This window comes from Massilia sp. 01N417, from assembly GCF_056399645.1.
Genome location: NZ_JBFTRS010000005.1, coordinates 19,782 through 36,457 on the forward strand (window position 1 = coordinate 19,782; position 16,676 = coordinate 36,457).

General features: G+C 66.8%; 20 protein-coding genes. 11 read left to right on the forward strand and 9 right to left on the reverse strand.

Going from position 1 to position 16,676, the window contains the following annotated elements:
* Nucleotides 1-37 precede the first annotated feature (37 nt).
* Complete coding sequence (locus AC1DOQ_RS06960; RefSeq protein ID WP_477361559.1) at nt 38-1,252, reverse strand: methyl-accepting chemotaxis protein; 1,215 nt, start codon at nt 1,250-1,252, stop codon at nt 38-40.
* A 72-nt stretch (nt 1,253-1,324) separates the two neighbouring features.
* A complete protein-coding gene (locus AC1DOQ_RS06965; protein ID WP_477361561.1) occupies nt 1,325-2,302 on the reverse strand; it encodes a methyltransferase in 978 nt (325 codons plus the stop codon).
* A gap of 191 nt (nt 2,303-2,493) precedes the next feature.
* Between AC1DOQ_RS06965 and AC1DOQ_RS06970 the strand changes: the two genes are divergently transcribed.
* From AC1DOQ_RS06970 to AC1DOQ_RS06990, 5 genes are all read left to right on the forward strand, one after another.
* Nucleotides 2,494-2,679: a hypothetical protein gene (locus AC1DOQ_RS06970; protein WP_477361563.1), complete on the forward strand. Its 186-nt coding sequence runs from the start codon at nt 2,494-2,496 to the stop codon at nt 2,677-2,679.
* Between the two features lie 15 nt (nt 2,680-2,694).
* Nucleotides 2,695-3,564, forward strand: coding sequence for a KPN_02809 family neutral zinc metallopeptidase (gene ypfJ, locus AC1DOQ_RS06975; RefSeq protein ID WP_477361565.1), 870 nt, complete (start codon nt 2,695-2,697; stop codon nt 3,562-3,564).
* A gap of 223 nt (nt 3,565-3,787) precedes the next feature.
* Nucleotides 3,788-4,972 (forward strand): zinc-dependent alcohol dehydrogenase, encoded by a 1,185-nt coding sequence (locus tag AC1DOQ_RS06980; RefSeq protein WP_477361567.1) that lies wholly within the window; start codon nt 3,788-3,790, stop codon nt 4,970-4,972.
* Nucleotides 4,973-4,981: 9 nt separating this feature from the next.
* Nucleotides 4,982-5,557, forward strand: coding sequence for a hypothetical protein (locus AC1DOQ_RS06985; RefSeq protein ID WP_477361569.1), 576 nt, complete (start codon nt 4,982-4,984; stop codon nt 5,555-5,557).
* Nucleotides 5,558-5,748: 191 nt separating this feature from the next.
* Nucleotides 5,749-7,539, forward strand: a complete 1,791-nt coding sequence (locus AC1DOQ_RS06990) for a M4 family metallopeptidase (protein ID WP_477361571.1) — start codon at nt 5,749-5,751, stop codon at nt 7,537-7,539.
* A 12-nt stretch (nt 7,540-7,551) separates the two neighbouring features.
* Here the strand turns inward: AC1DOQ_RS06990 and AC1DOQ_RS06995 are convergent, their stop codons facing one another.
* Together AC1DOQ_RS06995 and AC1DOQ_RS07000 are read right to left on the reverse strand one after the other, a co-directional pair.
* Nucleotides 7,552-8,256, reverse strand: coding sequence for a M23 family metallopeptidase (locus tag AC1DOQ_RS06995; protein ID WP_477361574.1), 705 nt, complete (start codon nt 8,254-8,256; stop codon nt 7,552-7,554).
* A gap of 54 nt (nt 8,257-8,310) precedes the next feature.
* The gene (locus AC1DOQ_RS07000) at nt 8,311-9,405 is read right to left on the reverse strand and encodes a L,D-transpeptidase family protein (RefSeq protein ID WP_477361576.1); all 1,095 of its coding nucleotides are present in this window, start codon (nt 9,403-9,405) and stop codon (nt 8,311-8,313) included.
* Nucleotides 9,406-9,532: 127 nt separating this feature from the next.
* Here AC1DOQ_RS07000 and AC1DOQ_RS07005 point away from each other — a divergent pair, with 127 nt between their 5' ends.
* A complete protein-coding gene (locus AC1DOQ_RS07005; RefSeq protein WP_477361578.1) occupies nt 9,533-9,829 on the forward strand; it encodes a 2Fe-2S iron-sulfur cluster-binding protein in 297 nt (98 codons plus the stop codon).
* Here the strand turns inward: AC1DOQ_RS07005 and AC1DOQ_RS07010 are convergent.
* Nucleotides 9,826-10,716: an alpha/beta hydrolase gene (locus AC1DOQ_RS07010; protein WP_477361580.1), complete on the reverse strand. Its 891-nt coding sequence runs from the start codon at nt 10,714-10,716 to the stop codon at nt 9,826-9,828. The genes AC1DOQ_RS07005 and AC1DOQ_RS07010 overlap by 4 nt on opposite strands.
* Nucleotides 10,717-10,857: 141 nt before the next feature.
* Here AC1DOQ_RS07010 and AC1DOQ_RS07015 point away from each other — a divergent pair, with 141 nt between their 5' ends.
* Together AC1DOQ_RS07015 and AC1DOQ_RS07020 are read left to right on the forward strand one after the other, a co-directional pair.
* Complete coding sequence (locus AC1DOQ_RS07015; RefSeq protein ID WP_047826474.1) at nt 10,858-11,040, forward strand: hypothetical protein; 183 nt, start codon at nt 10,858-10,860, stop codon at nt 11,038-11,040.
* A 2-nt stretch (nt 11,041-11,042) separates the two neighbouring features.
* On the forward strand, nt 11,043-11,213 hold the full coding sequence (locus tag AC1DOQ_RS07020; RefSeq protein ID WP_477361582.1) for a hypothetical protein: 171 nt from the start codon (nt 11,043-11,045) through the stop codon (nt 11,211-11,213).
* 11 nt (nt 11,214-11,224) lie between these two features.
* Here the strand turns inward: AC1DOQ_RS07020 and AC1DOQ_RS07025 are convergent, their stop codons facing one another.
* Nucleotides 11,225-11,428 (reverse strand): hypothetical protein, encoded by a 204-nt coding sequence (locus AC1DOQ_RS07025; protein WP_477361584.1) that lies wholly within the window; start codon nt 11,426-11,428, stop codon nt 11,225-11,227.
* A 194-nt stretch (nt 11,429-11,622) separates the two neighbouring features.
* Here AC1DOQ_RS07025 and AC1DOQ_RS07030 point away from each other — a divergent pair, with 194 nt between their 5' ends.
* Nucleotides 11,623-11,760, forward strand: coding sequence for a hypothetical protein (locus tag AC1DOQ_RS07030; protein WP_477361586.1), 138 nt, complete (start codon nt 11,623-11,625; stop codon nt 11,758-11,760).
* A 70-nt stretch (nt 11,761-11,830) separates the two neighbouring features.
* Nucleotides 11,831-12,202 (forward strand): hypothetical protein, encoded by a 372-nt coding sequence (locus tag AC1DOQ_RS07035; protein ID WP_477361588.1) that lies wholly within the window; start codon nt 11,831-11,833, stop codon nt 12,200-12,202.
* A gap of 22 nt (nt 12,203-12,224) precedes the next feature.
* On the opposite strand, the gene AC1DOQ_RS07040 is transcribed toward AC1DOQ_RS07035, so the two are convergent.
* From AC1DOQ_RS07040 to AC1DOQ_RS07050, 3 genes are all read right to left on the reverse strand, one after another.
* A complete protein-coding gene (locus tag AC1DOQ_RS07040; RefSeq protein ID WP_477361590.1) occupies nt 12,225-12,440 on the reverse strand; it encodes a hypothetical protein in 216 nt (71 codons plus the stop codon).
* A gap of 161 nt (nt 12,441-12,601) precedes the next feature.
* Nucleotides 12,602-15,445 carry a bifunctional diguanylate cyclase/phosphodiesterase gene (locus AC1DOQ_RS07045; protein ID WP_477361592.1) on the reverse strand — a complete coding sequence of 948 codons (2,844 nt, stop codon included), beginning with the start codon at nt 15,443-15,445 and terminating at the stop codon, nt 12,602-12,604.
* 121 nt (nt 15,446-15,566) lie between these two features.
* Nucleotides 15,567-16,295 carry a spermine/spermidine synthase domain-containing protein gene (locus tag AC1DOQ_RS07050; RefSeq protein WP_477361594.1) on the reverse strand — a complete coding sequence of 243 codons (729 nt, stop codon included), beginning with the start codon at nt 16,293-16,295 and terminating at the stop codon, nt 15,567-15,569.
* Between the two features lie 99 nt (nt 16,296-16,394).
* Here AC1DOQ_RS07050 and AC1DOQ_RS07055 point away from each other — a divergent pair, with 99 nt between their 5' ends.
* Nucleotides 16,395-16,670, forward strand: a complete 276-nt coding sequence (locus AC1DOQ_RS07055; protein WP_477361596.1) for a hypothetical protein — start codon at nt 16,395-16,397, stop codon at nt 16,668-16,670.
* Nucleotides 16,671-16,676 lie beyond the last annotated feature (6 nt).

Genomic DNA, 16,676 nt, shown 5'->3' on the forward strand with positions numbered 1-16,676 from the left:
CTCCCTTCGGGGAGCCTTTTTTCATTCCGGGTGCCGGTCATCCCGCCAGCGCTACCCGCCGCGCAGGCGCCACCGCCGCGGCCGGCGCCCGCTTCCCGGTCCGGAACACGCTGACCAGCTTGGCGAGCTCCGCCGCCTGTTCCTGCATCGCCTGCGCCGCCGCTGCCGCTTCCTCGACCAGGGCCGCATTCTGCTGGGTCACGCCATCCATGTCGATGATCGCGCGGCTGGCCTGCTCGATGCCGTGGGTCTGCTCGGTGGTGGCGGCGCTGATCTCGGCCATGATGCCGCTCACCTTGCCGATGCTGTCGACGACCTCGCTCATGGTCTTACCGGCCTGGTCGACCAGCCTGCTGCCGTTCTCGACCTTGCCGACCGAATCGTCGATCAGCTCCTTGATTTCCTTGGCCGCCGCGGCCGAACGCTGGGCCAGGGTGCGGACCTCGCCCGCCACGACCGCGAAGCCGCGGCCCTGTTCGCCGGCGCGCGCCGCTTCCACCGCCGCGTTCAGCGCCAGGATGTTGGTCTGGAATGCGATGCCGTCGATGACCGCGATGATGTCGACGATCTTCTTCGAGGCGTCGTGGATCGAACCCATGGTGTCCACCACCTGGGCCACCACCTCGCCGCCGCGCGCGGCGACGCCGGACGCGGTGCGCGCCAGTTCGTTGGCCGTGCGGGCGTGGGCGGCATTCTGCTTCACGGTCGAGGTCAGTTCTTCCATCGTCGACGCGGTCTCTTCCAGCGAGCCGGCCTGTACTTCGGTGCGGGCCGAGAGGTCGGCGTTGCCGCTCGCGATGTCGCTGGAGGCGTGGGCGATGTGGTGGGTCGCTTCACGCACGTGGCCGACCAGGTCGGCCAGCCTTGCACGCATGGTTTCCATCGCGAACAGCAGGCTGTCGCGGTCGCCGTCGCGCAGGTCGACCTGCACATCCAGTTTGCCCTTGGCGATGCGGCCGGCGATCTCGGCTGCGTAGCCGGGTTCGCCGCCCAGCTGGCGCAGCAGGCTGCGTGTGATCGCCCAGGCCATGGCGCCGCCGATCAGGATCGCGGCGAGGGTGATCAGCAGGGTGTGGCGCCGCGCCGCCTGGTGTGCGTCCGCGGCCTCGGCGGCGGCGGCGTTCAGCTGTTGTTCGAGGTGCAGGACCATCTCGTCCATTGCGACGATGGTTCTGGTCTGCAGCGGCTGCAGTTCATTCAGCAGCACGCGGTTCGACTGCTCGCGCTCGCCGGCCTTGACCAGCGCCGTCATCTTCGTCACCACGTCGACCGCGGCGGCGCGGCTGTCGACGATCCGGCCCAGGCAAAAGTTAAAATTGAATAATCATTCCGTGGCGCTTTCCCGACGCTTCACCGCATGCAGCCACACCGCCGCAATCCGCTCCACCCGCTCATACCCGTCGCACTCCAGCTGGCCGCCGAAGATGTCCGGATCCAGTTCCTCATAGCGCCACTCCTCGCAGGACGCCTCCAGCAGCGGACGGATCGCGGACAGGAAGCGGTCCTCGCCGTCCACGATCGCGACGCCGGTGTAGAGCAGCAGGCTGCCGCCCGGATGCAGGCGCGCCAGGCCGGCCTTCACGATCCGGATCGACAGTTCGGCGCCATGTTCGCCGCCGCCGTGGCGGTAGGGAAGCTCGTCGGCGTCGAGGATGTAGGGCGGGTTCGACATCACCACGTCGAAGTGGCCGTCGACGCCGTCCAGCAGGTTGCTGCGGCAGGGAATGAGCTTTGCGGCCCCGTTGAGCTCGGCGTTGACGGCGGTGAGGGCCAGCGCGTCGTCGTTGATGTCGGTGCCGTAGACGGTGGCGTCGGGGCAGCACAAGGCCAGTTCGATGGCGCCGGGGCCGGCCCCGCAGCCGACGTCGACCGCGCGGCGCACCGGCCGCCGCAGCAGTTCCGACGTCAGCGAGCGCCGCAGCGCGGCCACGTAGCGGTAGGTGTCGGGGCCGAAGAAGACGGCGTCCTCGTCGTCGGTCGGCCAGGCGGAATGGAAGACCAGCTGGCGGCCGATGGTCGAGGCGCGCACCCGCGCACGACGGCCGGGCTCGCCGTCCTTTTCGATCTGTTCGCACAGGCCGGCCTCGACCAGCCGGGACTCGATCTCGTCGGGCACGGCACCGGCCCGCCAGGGCCGGCTCCAGCCGAGCACGCCACGCAGGTCGTGGGCCCAGGCATTCTCCGCGCGGCGGTTGACGCGCCTGTGGGTGGCCGGGGTGACGGTGACGAAGCGGTAATCCCGGGCGCGCAGCTGGCGGCCGAGGGCGACGAGGGCGGACGGGGAGCGCAGATGCAAGTTCATTGCGTCAGCATGGCGTCGGCGCACACGCGTCTCCGTGCGTTAGCGTACATAGTGGCGCCATCGGCTAAAATCCTGAACCAGGGAAAACTCGATGCACTATGTGAAGGCTCGTACATACCCGGCCGGCACCTCCGCGCATACTGCGGCAACGGGCTGGGCGATGGCGCCGGCCGACTCCACCAAGGATAGCCATGAGTACGAAACTGCCGAATGCCTCCACCCGCGACCGCATCGAGCGCGAAGTCGAACGCGAGCGCCATGAGCGCCATCTGCACGACGAGCGGCGTGCCGGGCTGGCGGTCGACGAGGAATTCCGGAACAAGGATGTCCGCGAACAGGCGGGCGTGGTGGGCCAGAGGCGGCCCATCGGAAAGTAAAGCAAGGAGAACGATATGCGTTGGGAAGGCGACGAACAGAGCAGTAATGTGGAAGATCGCCGCGGCAGTGGCGGCGGCGGTTTCGGCATCGGCGGCGGCACGCTGGGGATCGGCACGATCGTCATCGCGCTGCTCGGTTCCTGGTTCTTCGGGGTGTCGCCGGGCACCATCCTGAGCCTGCTGTCCGGCGGCGGCTCGCCCGCGCAGGTGCAGCAGGCGCCATCCCATCCGCCCGCCACCGACCGCGAGACCCAGTTCGTCCGCACGGTGCTGCGCTACACCGAAACCACCTGGACCCAGATCTTCAAGGCCAACGGCGCCACCTACACGCCGCCGGTACTCGTGCTGTACGACGAGCGCACGACGACCGGAGGCTGCGGCACCGGCCAGGCCGCGGTCGGCCCCTTCTACTGCCCGGCGGACCGCAAGGTCTATATCGACCTGACCTTCTTCCGCATGATGCAGCAGCGCTTCCACGTGGGCGGCGAATTCACCCAGGCCTACGTGATCGCGCACGAGGTTGGCCACCACGTGCAGAACCTGCTGGGCATCTCGGGCAAGGTCGACGGCATGCGCCAGCGCCTGTCCGAGACCGAGGCGAACGCGCTGTCGGTGCGGGTCGAGCTGCAGGCCGACTGCTTCGCCGGCGTGTGGGCCTACCACACCAACGAAGCCAAGCAGATCATCGAGCAGGGCGACGTCGAGTCGGCCCTGGCCGCGGCCAGCGCGATCGGCGACGACGCCCTGCAGCGCCAGTCGCGCGGCGAGGTCGTGCCGGATTCCTTCACCCACGGCACCTCGGCGCAGCGGGTGCGCTGGTTCAAGCGCGGCCTGGAGACCGGCTCGGTCAATCAATGCAATACCTTCGACGCCAGACAGCTTTGAACCGAAGGTCCTGACGTCGTGACGGCCGCCAAGCGCGGCCGTTTTCTTTAGGAAACAAAGAAATTTCCTTTTAAAAACAAAGAACTAGCTGAAACAAAAAAATTGTCCAGAAACCCGCGTTCGTTTCCGTGCGCGTATCGCCTTCCTTGGCGTTTTGACATAACTTCTTGTCCAAGTGCCCATGCTTGAGCTGTGGGCCGTCAACCAATCCCGAGGAGGACATATGCTGGCAATGAATTACCGGGGGCCCTATCGCGTCCGTGCCGACCACAAGCCCGATCCCGTCATCGAGCATCCTGGCGACGCCATCGTGCGCGTGACGCGTACCTGTATCTGCGGTTCCGACCTGCACCTGTACCATGGCATGGTGCCCGATACCCGCGTCGGCCATACCTTCGGCCACGAGTTCATCGGCGTGGTCGAGGACGTCGGTTCGGAAGTGCAGACGCTGAAGCCCGGTGACCGCGTGATGGTGCCGTTTAACCTGTTCTGCGGCTCCTGCTTCTACTGCCAGCACGAATTGTTCGGCAACTGCCACAACACGAACCCGGAAGCCACCGCGGTCGGCGCCATCTATGGTTACTCGCACACCGCCGGCGGCTACGACGGCGGCCAGGCCGAGTACGTGCGGGTGCCGATGGCCGACGTCGGCCCGATGCTGATCCCGGACGACATCCACGACGATGACGCGGTGCTGCTGACCGACGTCACGCCGACCGGCTACCAGGCCGCCGAGATGGGCGACATCAGCGAAGGCGACACCGTGGTCATCTTCGGCGCCGGCCCGATCGGCCTGCTGGCCGCCAAGTCGTCCTGGCTGATGGGGGCGGGGCGCGTGATCGTGGTCGACGAGCTCGAGTACCGCCTCGAATTCGCCAAGCGCTGGGCCCAGTGCGAAGTGGTGAACTTCCGCGAAGTCAACGACATGGCCGAGCACATCAAGAAGATGACGGACTGGATGGGCGCCGACGTCTGCATCGACTGCGTGGGCGGCGACGCCGCCGGCTCGATCGCCCAGACCCTGACCGGCCGCCTGATGAAGATGCAGGCCGGCTCCTCGACCGTGCTGCACTGGGCCATCAACTCGGTGCGCAAGGGCGGCAACGTCTCGATCGTCGGCGTGTATGGGCCGACCTTCAACATGGTCCCGATGGGCAACGTGCTGAACAAGGGCCTGACGATCCGCGCCAACCAGGCCAGCGTGAAGCGCCACCTGCCGCGCCTGATCGAGCACATCCGCGAAGGCCGCCTGAGCCCGAAGGACATCATCACGCACCGGGTGCCGCTGGAAGAGGTGGCGGATGCCTACCACATCTTCTCGAGCAAGCTCGACGACTGTATCAAGACCGTCCTGATCCCGCCGCGCGCCCACGAGGTCCGCGCCGTCCAGGCCAGCGCACTGCATTAAGGAGCCCCCATGCAAACTTCCGATCAAGTCGATCCGCATTCGCACCAGCACCACCACAACGGCCACGCCGACGAGCACCAGAACGACTACCCGATGGTGCCGCAGCGGCCGACCCGCGAACAGCTGTCCCACATCCACGGCTGGGGCGCCGACCTGGACCGCAAGAACCGCCCGGCGGTGCCGATGGAGCGCACCCCGCCGCGCTTCATCCACGCCCATGAGGGCAAGCTGCCGCAGCAGCCGGAAAACGTCGAGATCCTGGTCTCGACCGAGCGCCCCGGCATCACCCCGATCTTCGGCACCGCCCAGCCGCCGAAGGGCCTGTCCGGCATGCTGCGCCGCCTGGCCTTCCGCTGGTCCGAGAACGACATGCGCCACTGGCTGATCCTGCTGGCCGCCGACCGCGTCAACGTGGTCGAAGGGGTCGGCGAAGACCTGGCCAGGGGCAAGGTGCCGAACGTGCTGGCGGAGATGGGCATCAAGGCCGAATGGCAGCACAACAAGGCTGGCCTGGTGAAGAAGGCGGCGATTGCTACCGCCGTTGTTGGTACGGCGATGTATTTGATGCGGCGTCGGGATCGTTGAACCGTCGTCCCCGCCTTCGCGGGGGCGACGCACAAGTACCCAAAGTACCGCCCAACGATACGCCCCACAGCGCCCCCGCGCGCCGTGGGGCTTTTTGCGTTCGAGCAAATCCTTGAACGGAACCTCGTCCACACTCTGATGGTGCCCAAAGCAGAGCTTGCTTACGGGCTGTCCAACCGAATGGAGGCGAGATGAAATACCCTTCCCGCAAACTGCTGGCGGCGTCGATCGGCGCCGTTTCTTGTGTGATCTGCCTGGCCTGCCTGCCGCTGGCGGCAGCGCCGCTTCCGCTGACGATGATGAGCGCGCCGGTCAAGGCCACGCCGCAGGCCAGCGCCGGCATCGTCGCCCAGCTCGAGACGCGCCGGGCCCAGCGCGGCCTGGACGCGCGCCACGGCTTCGTGGTGCTGAGCCAGCATCCGGGCATGCAGGGCACCCAGGTCGCGCGCGTCGCCCACACCTGGAAGGGCGTGCCCATCTTCGGCTCGGAATCTGTGGTGGTGCTCGGCCCGAACGGGAAGATCCAGTCCGAGTCGGCGTCCGAGCGCCGGGCCGGTCTCGGCAAGAGCGCTCCGGGCGCCGCGGCGGGCAGCGGTCCGGGCAGCGACTTCAGCGTGGTGCCGGCGATCTCGCCGAAGCAGGCGATCGATGCCGCCCTCGGCTCGCTCGGCGCCAACGCCAGCCATGTGGCGCCGCCGAGCGCCGAACTGATCATCTATCCGGTGCTGCGCACCGAGCGCACCGCCGCCGCGCGCGACAAGCCGGAATACGAGCTGAACGCCCTCGACGTCGAGGATGTCGTCGACCACTACGAGCTGGCCTACCTGGTCCACACCCGCATGCACGTCGGCGAGAAGCCGGTCTACCACGACACCGTGGTCAGCGCGCGCGACGGCAGCATCCTCGACCAGTGGAACATGCTACAGACCGTGGTCGGCGTCGGCAAGAGCCAGTACAACGGCGAGGTGCCGATCAACACCACCCTGGTCGACGGCAAGTACAGGATGATCGACGATACGCGCGGCACCGGCGGCATGTTCGGCGCGATGGCGATCACCAACGCCAACCACGGCACCAAGGCCGGCGAGGTCTACGTCAACGACAGCAATACCTGGGGCGACGGCAAGAACTACATCAGCGGCGGCTCGACCACGAATGCCAACGGCCAGACCGCGGCGGTGAACGCCATGTGGGGCCTGATGAACACCTACGACACGCTGAAAAACGTGTTCGGCTGGCAGTCGCTGGACGGCCACAACACGGCCACCTATATCGCCGCCCACGTCAACACCGCCTACGACAACGCCTATTACAGCGACACCTGCCGCTGCATGTTCATCGGCGACGGCGCCAGCTTCTACAGCCTCGGTTCGATCGACGTGATCGGCCACGAGATGGGCCACGGCGTCACCGCCGCCACCTCGAACCTGATCTACTCGGGCGAATCGGGCGGCCTGAACGAGTCGGCCTCCGACATCAACGGCGAAGTGGTCGAAGCCTATGCGCGCGCCGGCGGCAAGGGCGAGACGATACCGGGCGAGGGCAACGACTGGGTGCTGGGCAAGGAGATCAGCAAGAGCGGCACGCCGCTGCGCTGGATGTACAAGCCGAGCAAGGACGGCAGCAGCCCGGACGCCTGGAGCACCTCGCTCAGGCGCATCGACGTGCATTACAGCAGCGGCCCGAACAACCGCATGTTCTACTTCCTCTCGCAAGGTTCGAACGCGGACAAGGCCCGCGACTACTACAGCAAATACCTGCTCAAGAACCCGGCGGCAATGACCGGCATCGGCCTCGACAAGGCCTACCGGATCTGGTTCAAGGCGAACACCACCAAGTTCACCTCGAGCACCAATTACGCCGATGCGCGCGCCAAGATGATCGAGTCGGCCGAGGAGTTGTACGGCAAGGGCAGCCGCGAGGCCATCGCCGTGCAGCGGGCCTATGCGGCGATCAACGTCGGGGCGGACGTGGACGAGTAAGGGGACCTTCGCTCACTCGCCCAGCAGCGGATAGGGATTCACCGGGGTCCCTTTCCACCACTGCTTCTCCGGCGTCAGCTCGAACACGGCAAAGTGCAGGTGGGGCGCGTTCGGATCCGCATTGCCGGTGCTGCCCACATAGCCGATCAGGTCGCCGCGCTTGACGTCCATGCCTTCCTTCAGCCCCTCGGCGTAGCGGTCCAGGTGGGCGTAGTAATAGGCGTACTTTTCGGTGGGATCGAACTCGTAGACGGTCAGGCCGCCCGGCTTGCTGGTGAACAGCTTGGCGATCTTGCCGTCGGCCGTGGCCAGCACCTTCGTGCCCTTGGGCGCCATGATGTCGAGCGCTTCGTGGTGACGCTCTGTGCCACGCGGCTGGTCGAAGTTGTCCTTGATGCTGGCCAGGCTCATGCCCTCGACCGGCACCATCAGCTTGCCGGCAGGGGCGGCCGTGGAGGAGACGCCGGTATCGGCAGGCAGTGCGGTGACCGAGGGACGCAGCGGCAGGTCGAGTTCGGTGAGGTCGGGCGTGACCTTGGGCGCCGGCGGCAGCCTGCTCTCGATGTCCGGCCCGGCCGGGGCGGGCAGGGAGCCCGTGTTTGCCTGGGCTTGCGCCTGCGTCGTCGCCGGCGCTTCGTGCGGCACCTGGCGCAGCCAGGCAAACAGGCCGCCCGCGCCCACCACCACGCCGAGCAGGAAGGTCAACAGCCATCTCATCGCGATCTCCTTGTTGTTGGTATTTTCCGCCGTGATACTGCTTCAGTTAAGTATTTATTCGGTTAATACGACTTCCGTCCCCTTCTGCACCAGTCCGGCGACCTCGGCCGCGCTCCAGTTGGTCAGGCGGATGCAGCCGTGCGATTCGGTCTTGCCGACCAGGCCGGGTACCGGCGTGCCGTGGATGCCGTAGTGGGGAATCGACAGGTCGATCCAGACCACGCCCACCGGATTGTTGGGGCCGGCCGCGACCTTCGCCTTGCCGTCGCCGGGCTTGGCGTCCCAGAACAGCTTGGGGTTGTAGTTGTAGACCGGGTTGCGCGCCACGCCCGTGATCTTCCAGTCGCCGATCGGGAGCGGGTCGTGCTCGCTGCCGGTCGACGCCGGATACTGGGCGATCGGCTGGCCGCTGGCGTCTTGGAGGGTCAGGATGCGGGCGTCGCGCGAGACCACGACCCGCGCCGCCGGCGGCAGGGCCGGGGTGCCCATCACGTTCGGCACCATGATCTGTTCGCCGGCGCGGCTGAGGTTCCTGCCCTTGTTCAGCTTTTCGATCAGGGCCGGGCTGGCGTGGAATTTCTCGCCCAGCTCTTCCTGCACGCTGGCGTAGCCGAGGGTGGGCAGCTTGGCCTTTTCCATCATGTCTTCGGGGACCGGACGGAAAGGGCCGGCGACGTCGGCGTCCGCCAGCGTGTAGGCGACCACGGTGGGCGCGGTGTCGGCGTTCAGGGCCTGCCAGGTGGCATCGTCTAGCTTGCCCGTCACCGGCAGGTTGCGCGCCTTCTGGAAGCCGGACAGCGCCTGCTTCATGTTGGAACCGAAGGCGCCGTCGATCTCGCCCGGCGAGAAGTGGACGCGGTCGAGCAGGACCTGGGCGCGCAGCAGGCGCTCGAATTCGGTGGTCACGCCGGCCGGCGCCGCGCCTTCGGCGGCGCCGACGGGGGCTTGCGGCGCAGGCGCCTGCACGGGCGTTTGCACCGGTGTTTGTGCGGGCGCCTGCGCAGGCGTTTGTGAGGACGTTTGTGCCGGCTGCGCGGTCTGTTGAGGGACAGCCGGCTTGTTCTTGACGAGATAGGCCTGCTGGGCGCCGGCGGCAGCGCAGACGCTGCCAAGGAGGGCGGCCAGGACGGGGGCGGTAAAGTATTTCATTGGCTTCCTGCATTACTTGCATATGGAAACCTCAGCGTAGTGCCGCTCAGGGCAAGGGTCTGTGCGCGAACGAACTCATCGTGCGGCCGAGTAAGCCGCCTTGCGGGCGGGTACAATCGGCAGCATCATGAGCGACGCCACGATCACCTTCCAGCCAGCCGGCTGGACCGTCCCCGCACCGGAAGACACGACCATCCTGCACGCCGCCGAACAGGCCGGCATCGACTTGCCCAGCTCCTGCCGCAACGGCACCTGCCGCACCTGCATCTGCCGCCTGGCGAGCGGCAGCGTGCGCTACCTGGTCGAATGGCCGGGCCTGTCTTTCGACGAGAAGAGGGAAGGCTACATCCTGCCGTGCGTCGCCGTGCCGGTGGGCGACGTCACAGTCGACCAGCGCCTGGCCAAACGACTGCTCAGGGACTAGCGCCCCAGCGCCGACTCGATCGCCCGCAGCACCAGCGGCCAGGCATGCGAGCTGGCCGCGACCTCGTCGTAGTGGCTGGCGCCGGGCAGGATGACGACCTCGGCGGCGTCGCCGGCGGCGCGGGCGCGGGCCGCGAAGTCCTTCGCCACGCGCGGCGGCGATATGCGGTCCAGCTCGCCCGTCACGAGGATGGTGCGGCTGCCGTTGGGCAGCAGGTCGCCGGCATTGGTGTCGGCGAAGACGTCGGGCCGCTTGTCGCTGGGCGCGCCGGTCAGCTGGCCGATCTCGCGGTCGCAGCTCGACTTGATCAGGGCCTGCTCGCGGCGCAGGTCGGCCAGGCCGCCCAGGCTCACCACCTGCTTCACCGGCAGCGGATCGGGCTGGTAGAGGGGGCTGGTGTCGGGGATGCGCGGCCGGCCCGCCATCCATTGCACCAGCTGGCCGCCGGCCGAGTGGCCGACCGCGACCAGGCGGTTCAGGTCGAGCGGATAGCGGCGCGCCTGCTGGGCCAGCATGGCCAGGGCCGCGTTCATGTCCTGGTAGGTGCCCGGATAGCCGCCGCCGGCCTCGTCGACGCGCCGGTACTCCACGTTCCAGGAAGCGATGCCGCGCTCGGCCAGCGCCGCCGCCAGGTTGCGCAGCTGCTTGATGCCGCCGAATTCCTTGGTCCAGCAGCCGCCGTGTACCAGCACCGCCACCGGGAAGGGGCCGGGTCCGCCGGGCACGTAGAGTTCGGCATACTGCGAAGGCGCGCTGCCGTAGGCGAAGGTGGCGTTGGGGACCGGACCCGTCAGGGCCATGTAGTCGGCCAGGGTCATCGGTTTCGGCGGCGCCGCGCCGGCGGCGGCGCAGACGAGGGCGAAGGCGGCGGGAAGCAGGCGCAGCATGGGAGCGGTCATCCAGTGTAAAAACGGCAAGAACGCCATCATACCAACACCGCGCACGATTGAAAGCCGGTCCCGTTCCAACGTGCTAGGCTGCGCGAAAACGTCAACCGTTCATCACGTTTTCACTCGAGGAGAATTGCTATGACCCAATCGAAATCCAGCGGCAACCAGAACAAGCAGTCGGCCAATGATTCGGAAGAGGATCTGGCCAAGCGCCGTGCCGGCGTGAATCCGGACAAGAGCAGCCATAACGAGAAAACCACCGTCAAGGCCGGCAAAGGGAAGGGCGCCGGCGGCGGTGCGAAGCAAAAGGAAGGTAGATAACCATGGTGGAACGCGAGCTGATGCCGGACCTGCGCGCCCACACCACGCCGGATCCGACCGACCCGGAACAGCCGCCTCCGCAGCCGAGTCCGGATCCTGACGACGTGCCGGCGCCGTCCCGCGCGCCGGTCGAAGAACCCGGGATGCCCCAGCCGCCGATCAAGGCGGACTAAGGCGTCCCGTATCAGGGCTTGCCCGGCTTGCCCTGCTGATTGCCGGCCTCGCCGGCATCCTGCCGGCTGCCGCGCTGCGGCAGCGGCGGGATCTCCTTGATCATCTCATTGGTTTCGTGCTGGCCCGGCGAGATTTCGCCGCTGCCGATATCGCCTTCGTGCATCATCGGCGGTCCTTTTGCGGCTGGATCCGGCTTGGGGATGGACGTATTCATGGTGCTCTCCTTGTGTTGGCGGTTGTCATGTCGAGATGATCCTAACAGCCAGCCGCACCTTCCGGCGCCCGATAGGCGCCCATGACGTGTTGCTTTATCGATACAAAATCAACACTGTGTACGCGGGCGCACATAGTGCCCTGAGGAAACTTTCTATAATGGTCCATCGGTCGACCACTCTCGGGGAGGACAGCATGGGCAGCACCTTGTACAACAAGATCTATCTCGGACGAAGCTCGCTGCTGGGCTCGCGGCGCATGCAGGCGGCGCTGGCGCTGGTGGCGCTGGCCGGGGCCGGCCTGGTGTGGGCGGCCGTGCGCGTGCTCGGGTAAACCAAGCGGAAGTTGCGGGAGAACCCGGGGCGCCTTACCATGGCGACCTTTGCTTCCAATGAAAGTCTGAATGAAGAATGAGAAACTGACGGGCGACGAATACGACGCCCTCGAATTCATCCGGCGCGGCGCCCGCAACGACCGGGTGAACGCTTGCGTCGGCCGCAACGCCAAACGCCTGTCCGGCCTGAAACTGGTGCAGTATGGGAAGAACGGCAGCCTTTCCTTGAGCCCGAAGGGGCAGGAAGTGCTGTTTCTGAAGCGCTGTATCGAAGCGCTGCGTGCGCTGCAGCAGAATCCCGCGAGCGCACTGGATGAGGATGTGGTGCAGTTCCTGAGCCGCAAATCGCACATCGCCGCACTGGAAGGCGGCGGCTACGAACTCACCGAACGCGGCCGCGAATCGCTGGCCGACATCAGCGCCCAGGATCCACGCAAATAAGCGCGCAAATAAGCGCGGCGAATCAGTTCGAACGGCGGCGGTGCGGATACACCAGGGTGCGCACCGCAACTTCCGCCGGCACGTTCATCGCCGCCAGGAATTCGGCGGCGCGCTGCAGGCCCAGGGTCGGGATCGATGCTACCGCCTGGTTGACCAGGTCGCGGGTACGCATGTCGGTACGCGGCCTGCGGTCGGCCACGCTCTCGATGGTACCCAGTCCACCAGTCTCGTAGTTCATATCATCCCTCGTTATTATGCGAACGGCATTATTGCCTTATGTTCAAATTGTATTGTAGGGGAACGATATTATTTCTGCCACAAAATATTTCAGATAAAACAAAGAATACAAGGCCTTAGCGGCCTTTGTTCATGCAAAACCATGCAATCGTGATGTAATCGTCAGGCCACCGCGGCTTGCGGCTCGTCTTCGAAGGACGCCAGGCCGCGGCGCTGGCGCAGCAATTGTTCGAATTCGTGGGCCGGCAGCGGACGCGAGAAATAATACCCCTGCATTTCGTCGCAGCCCTGGTGGCGCAGGTAGTCGAGCTGCTCGGCCGTCTCCACACCCTCGGCGATCACCGACAGGCGCAGGTTGTGCGCCAGCGTGATGATGGAGGCGACGATCGCGGCGTCGTTGGCGTCGTGGCTGATGTCGTTCACGAAGGAGCGGTCGATCTTCAGCACGTCGATCGGGAAGCGCGACAGGTAGGAGAAGCTCGAATAGCCGGTGCCGAAGTCGTCGATGGAGAGCTTCACGCCCAGCGCCTTCATGCGGTGCAGCAGTTCCACCGCCGGCGTGACGTCGCTCATGAACAGGCTTTCGGTCAGCTCCAGCTCGAGGCAGGCGGGATCCAGTCCGGTATCGATCAGCACCTGTTCGATGCCCGGCACCAGGTCGGTGGCACTGAACTGGCGCGCCGACAGGTTGACCGCCACCCTCAGCTTGCCCAGGCTCGCGTCCTGCCAGATCTTGTTCTGGGCAGCCGCGGTGCGCATCACCCAGGCGCCGATCGGCACGATCAGGCCGGTGTCCTCGGCCACGCCGACGAAGCGCGACGGCGGCACCATGCCCAGCTCCGGATGCTTCCAGCGGATCAGTGCCTCCATGCCGACGATCTGGCCGGTCTTCAGGTCCACCTGCGGCTGGTAGTGCAGCACGAATTCGTTGCGCTCCAGCGCATTGCGCAGCGCGCTCTCGATGCGTACCCGTTCCAGTGATTCCTCGTTCATCGCCGGCGTATAGAACTGGAAGTTGTTGCGGCCCAGCTTCTTGGCGCGGTACATCGCGATGTCGGCGTGCTCGATCAGGTTCTCGGCCGGGGTGCCGTCGCTCGGATAGGCGGCCACCCCGATGCTGCAGGTGACGAAGAATTCCTTCGGCCCCAGCATCACCGGCTGGGCCACCGAATCCATCACCCGCTGCACGATGTCGCTGGTCAGCGGCTGGTCTTCGTGCTGCGACAGGATCACGACGAATTCGTCGCCCGACAGGCGGGCCACGGTGTCGGTGTCGCGCAGCGAGCCGCGCAGGCGCGCCGCCACCGTCATCAGGAGCACGTCGCCGGCCTTGTGGCCCATGCTGTCGTTGACGAACTTGAAGCGGTCCAGGTCGATCAGCATCACCCAGACAGGATGGCCGCTGCGGGTCGCATAGGCCACCGCCTGGCTCAGGCGGTCCTGCAGCAGCGAGCGGTTGGGCAGGCCGGTCAGCACGTCGTGCTGGGCCACGTGGTGCACGCGCTGCTCGGTGATCTTGCGCGCCGTGATGTCGCTGCCGGTGCCGCGGTAGCCCGTGAAGCGGCCGCTGTCGTCGAACATCGGCTGGCCGCTGACGCAGAACCAGCGCTCCTCGCCGTTGTCGTCGTAGGCGCGGTATTCCAGGTTCTTGAAGGGCTCGCGCGCCTGCACGGCGGCGAGGTGCTCGCGTCCCGCCTCGCTGTCGCCCATGTTGCCGACGAATTCCCAGCGGGTCTTGCCCAGGATGCGATCGACGGCGATGCCGGATTTTTCCGTGAAGTGCCCGGTCATGGCGACGAAGCGCAGCTGCTCGTCCTGTTCCCAGTACCAGTCGGAGGACATCGCCACCAGCTGGCGGAAACGCTGCTCGCTCTCCTGCAGCGCCTTTTCGGTGCGCTTCCTGGCCAGCACGTCGTCGATCAGGCGCTGGTTGGTCAGCTTGAGGTCGGCGGTGCGCTCGCGCACCAGTTCCTGCACCTTGCGCGCGCGCTGGCCGGCGGCCTGCACGAAGGCGGTCAGCAACAGGGTCGACAGCAGCCCGCCGGCCAGCAGCAGCGACGAGGCCAGGTGGTCGGTCAGGTAGGGCTTGGGCGCGGCGGCGGCTTCCACGGTCCAGGTCTGGCCGGCGGCCACGAAGTGGTCGAGCGAGCGCGCGCCGGCGCGCGCCAGCCAGCGCATCGGCGGCAGCTCGGGCGCGGCGGCCTCGCGCTCGTCGTGGTTGGCGTACACCATCGCGGCGGGGGCGGTGCGGGTGCCGATATACAGCTTGAGCAGCATGCTGCGGTCTTCCAGCAGGCCGGCGCGCGCCAGGGTGGAGCGCGCCAGGGTCTGCACGTCGACCACGGCGGCGGTGTCGCCCAGCAGGCGGCCGGCCGGGCCGAAGACCGGCATCACGACCTCGAAGCTGGGCTTGCCGCCCGGGTCCTGGGCCAGGTTCAGCAGGCCGGTGGCCGCCGCGTGCCCGCTGGCATGGGCGCGCGCCAGGGCCCGCGCCACTTCGTTGTTCACGCCCACGTTCAGGCCGAAGGCGGGCTCGTTGCCGCGCATCGGCTCGAGGTAGTCGACCACGTTGTAGCGCAGCCGGCGCGGCGCCGGCACCAGGCGGCCGTCCTGCATCTCGTGCAGGACGGTGCCGGGGCGCACCCGCTGCAGCTCGGCTTCGAAGGCGGCGCGTTCGCTGTCCTCGAGCGCGCGGTGGAAGTTGAAGGCCTTGATGTAGGGATTGCGCAGCAACAGCGGATTGGTGAAATCGCGGAACTGCGAGCGCGTTACCGGCTGCACCGTGGCGAACAGCTGGTTGGTGACGTTCAGCACTTCGACCGCTTCGTCCATGCCCTGGCGCAGGGCGGCCACGCGCACGGCCGCGCCCTGTTCGAAGGCGAGGGTCTGGTTATCGATCTCGAGCTGGTTGACCGCGGCCGTCAGCACGGCGGTCGTGACGAGGCCTCCCCCAAGCGTGAGGGCCGCCGCAAGCGTAAGCGAAAGCTGCAGTCGTCGACGCGGCATCCAGAATCCTATAGTGAAATTACTTGCTCAAAGGCATGTGGGCGGGGCCAAGTTTGTCACAGAAAGGCTTGTTTCCGCAAACAAATTGTCTCTCAGAAGCAAGTAGCGGACCCGGATGTGGCTAGCCCAAAACACTGCGCCATGCCATCCGGATAAGGTTCAGGCGTATGCATAGCCGGTTCAATAATGGCGGGCGCCGCAGCACCCGCGCCGCATATCCGGCGGCGCCGGCGGCGGCGAACAGGATGTGGTTGTTGCCGGCCACCTTGTCGAACCGGCAGGTGCGCTCGTCGAAGGCCCGGTCCAACGCGTCCAGCACGTCGGCGCGGCGCGGGTCGTAGCTGAAGACGTTCGCCACCAGTACCCCGTCCGGGCGCAGGAGGCGCCGGCAATCCTCGTAGAACGCGCGGCTGGACAGGGCCGGCGGCAGCCCGGCGGCGTCGAAGCCGTCGACCACGATCACGTCGGCGATCGCGCCGCCGGCGCGGGCCGCGGCGGCCATCCATTCGGCGGCATCGGCATGGATCACGCGGAAGCGCTCGTCGTCGGGCGGCACCAGGAACTGTTCGCGCAGGGCGATCACGTCGGCGCGCAGTTCGAGCACGCTGATGCGGCAGGCCGGAAACCGGCGCCGGCAGAACTTGGCCATCGAACCGCCGCCCAGGCCGACCATCAGGATGTGGCCGGGGTGGGGCACGAACAGCGGAAAGCACATCATGGCGCGCGCATACGAGAGCACCAGCGCGTGCGGGCGCGACAGCCGCATCGCGCTCTGGATGTCGCCCGGCGTGAACTCCAGCGTACGGCGGTCGCCCTCGGTGCGGACCAGCGGCTTCGAATGATTCGGCATGGCCGGCAGTATACGATGCGGATCGCGGCGAGTCCGGTCCGGCTTGTTGCAGAGGATAAGTTTCTGATAAGCTGGCCGCCGCAGCCTCACGGAGACCTCATGTTCCTGGACCATCCCACCATCACCGCCACCAACAGCCAGACCGAGCTCGACCGCATCGAGCGGCTCGACCGCGTCTATGGCTATGCGATGGCGCTGGCCGATGTCGATGGCGACGGCGGCTTCGTCGAGAAGCTGAACCAGCTGCATGACCACAAGGGCACCCTGATCGTGTTCTGGCACGAGGCCCCGAGCGAAACCCAGATGCAGTACTGGGCGCGGGCCTGGACCAGCAAGGTCGGCGACGGCACCACCGCCGTGGTCCACGAGTTCTGAGGCGGC

Excerpts from the sequence above, each read along its gene's own strand:
- AC1DOQ_RS06960 (WP_477361559.1), bottom strand. The coding sequence starts at position 1,252 with ATGACGGCGCTGGTCAAGGCCGGCGAGCGCGAGCAGTCGAACCGCGTG.
- AC1DOQ_RS06965 (WP_477361561.1), bottom strand. The coding sequence starts at position 2,302 with ATGAACTTGCATCTGCGCTCCCCGTCCGCCCTCGTCGCCCTCGGCCGC.
- AC1DOQ_RS06970 (WP_477361563.1), top strand. The coding sequence starts at position 2,494 with ATGAGTACGAAACTGCCGAATGCCTCCACCCGCGACCGCATCGAGCGC.
- ypfJ (WP_477361565.1), top strand. The coding sequence starts at position 2,695 with ATGCGTTGGGAAGGCGACGAACAGAGCAGTAATGTGGAAGATCGCCGC.
- AC1DOQ_RS06980 (WP_477361567.1), top strand. The coding sequence starts at position 3,788 with ATGCTGGCAATGAATTACCGGGGGCCCTATCGCGTCCGTGCCGACCAC.
- AC1DOQ_RS06985 (WP_477361569.1), top strand. The coding sequence starts at position 4,982 with ATGCAAACTTCCGATCAAGTCGATCCGCATTCGCACCAGCACCACCAC.
- AC1DOQ_RS06990 (WP_477361571.1), top strand. The coding sequence starts at position 5,749 with ATGAAATACCCTTCCCGCAAACTGCTGGCGGCGTCGATCGGCGCCGTT.
- AC1DOQ_RS06995 (WP_477361574.1), bottom strand. The coding sequence starts at position 8,256 with ATGAGATGGCTGTTGACCTTCCTGCTCGGCGTGGTGGTGGGCGCGGGC.
- AC1DOQ_RS07000 (WP_477361576.1), bottom strand. The coding sequence starts at position 9,405 with ATGAAATACTTTACCGCCCCCGTCCTGGCCGCCCTCCTTGGCAGCGTC.
- AC1DOQ_RS07005 (WP_477361578.1), top strand. The coding sequence starts at position 9,533 with ATGAGCGACGCCACGATCACCTTCCAGCCAGCCGGCTGGACCGTCCCC.
- AC1DOQ_RS07010 (WP_477361580.1), bottom strand. The coding sequence starts at position 10,716 with ATGCTGCGCCTGCTTCCCGCCGCCTTCGCCCTCGTCTGCGCCGCCGCC.
- AC1DOQ_RS07015 (WP_047826474.1), top strand. The coding sequence starts at position 10,858 with ATGACCCAATCGAAATCCAGCGGCAACCAGAACAAGCAGTCGGCCAAT.
- AC1DOQ_RS07020 (WP_477361582.1), top strand. The coding sequence starts at position 11,043 with ATGGTGGAACGCGAGCTGATGCCGGACCTGCGCGCCCACACCACGCCG.
- AC1DOQ_RS07025 (WP_477361584.1), bottom strand. The coding sequence starts at position 11,428 with ATGAATACGTCCATCCCCAAGCCGGATCCAGCCGCAAAAGGACCGCCG.
- AC1DOQ_RS07030 (WP_477361586.1), top strand. The coding sequence starts at position 11,623 with ATGGGCAGCACCTTGTACAACAAGATCTATCTCGGACGAAGCTCGCTG.
- AC1DOQ_RS07035 (WP_477361588.1), top strand. The coding sequence starts at position 11,831 with ATGAAGAATGAGAAACTGACGGGCGACGAATACGACGCCCTCGAATTC.
- AC1DOQ_RS07040 (WP_477361590.1), bottom strand. The coding sequence starts at position 12,440 with ATGAACTACGAGACTGGTGGACTGGGTACCATCGAGAGCGTGGCCGAC.
- AC1DOQ_RS07045 (WP_477361592.1), bottom strand. The coding sequence starts at position 15,445 with ATGCCGCGTCGACGACTGCAGCTTTCGCTTACGCTTGCGGCGGCCCTC.
- AC1DOQ_RS07050 (WP_477361594.1), bottom strand. The coding sequence starts at position 16,295 with ATGCCGAATCATTCGAAGCCGCTGGTCCGCACCGAGGGCGACCGCCGT.
- AC1DOQ_RS07055 (WP_477361596.1), top strand. The coding sequence starts at position 16,395 with ATGTTCCTGGACCATCCCACCATCACCGCCACCAACAGCCAGACCGAG.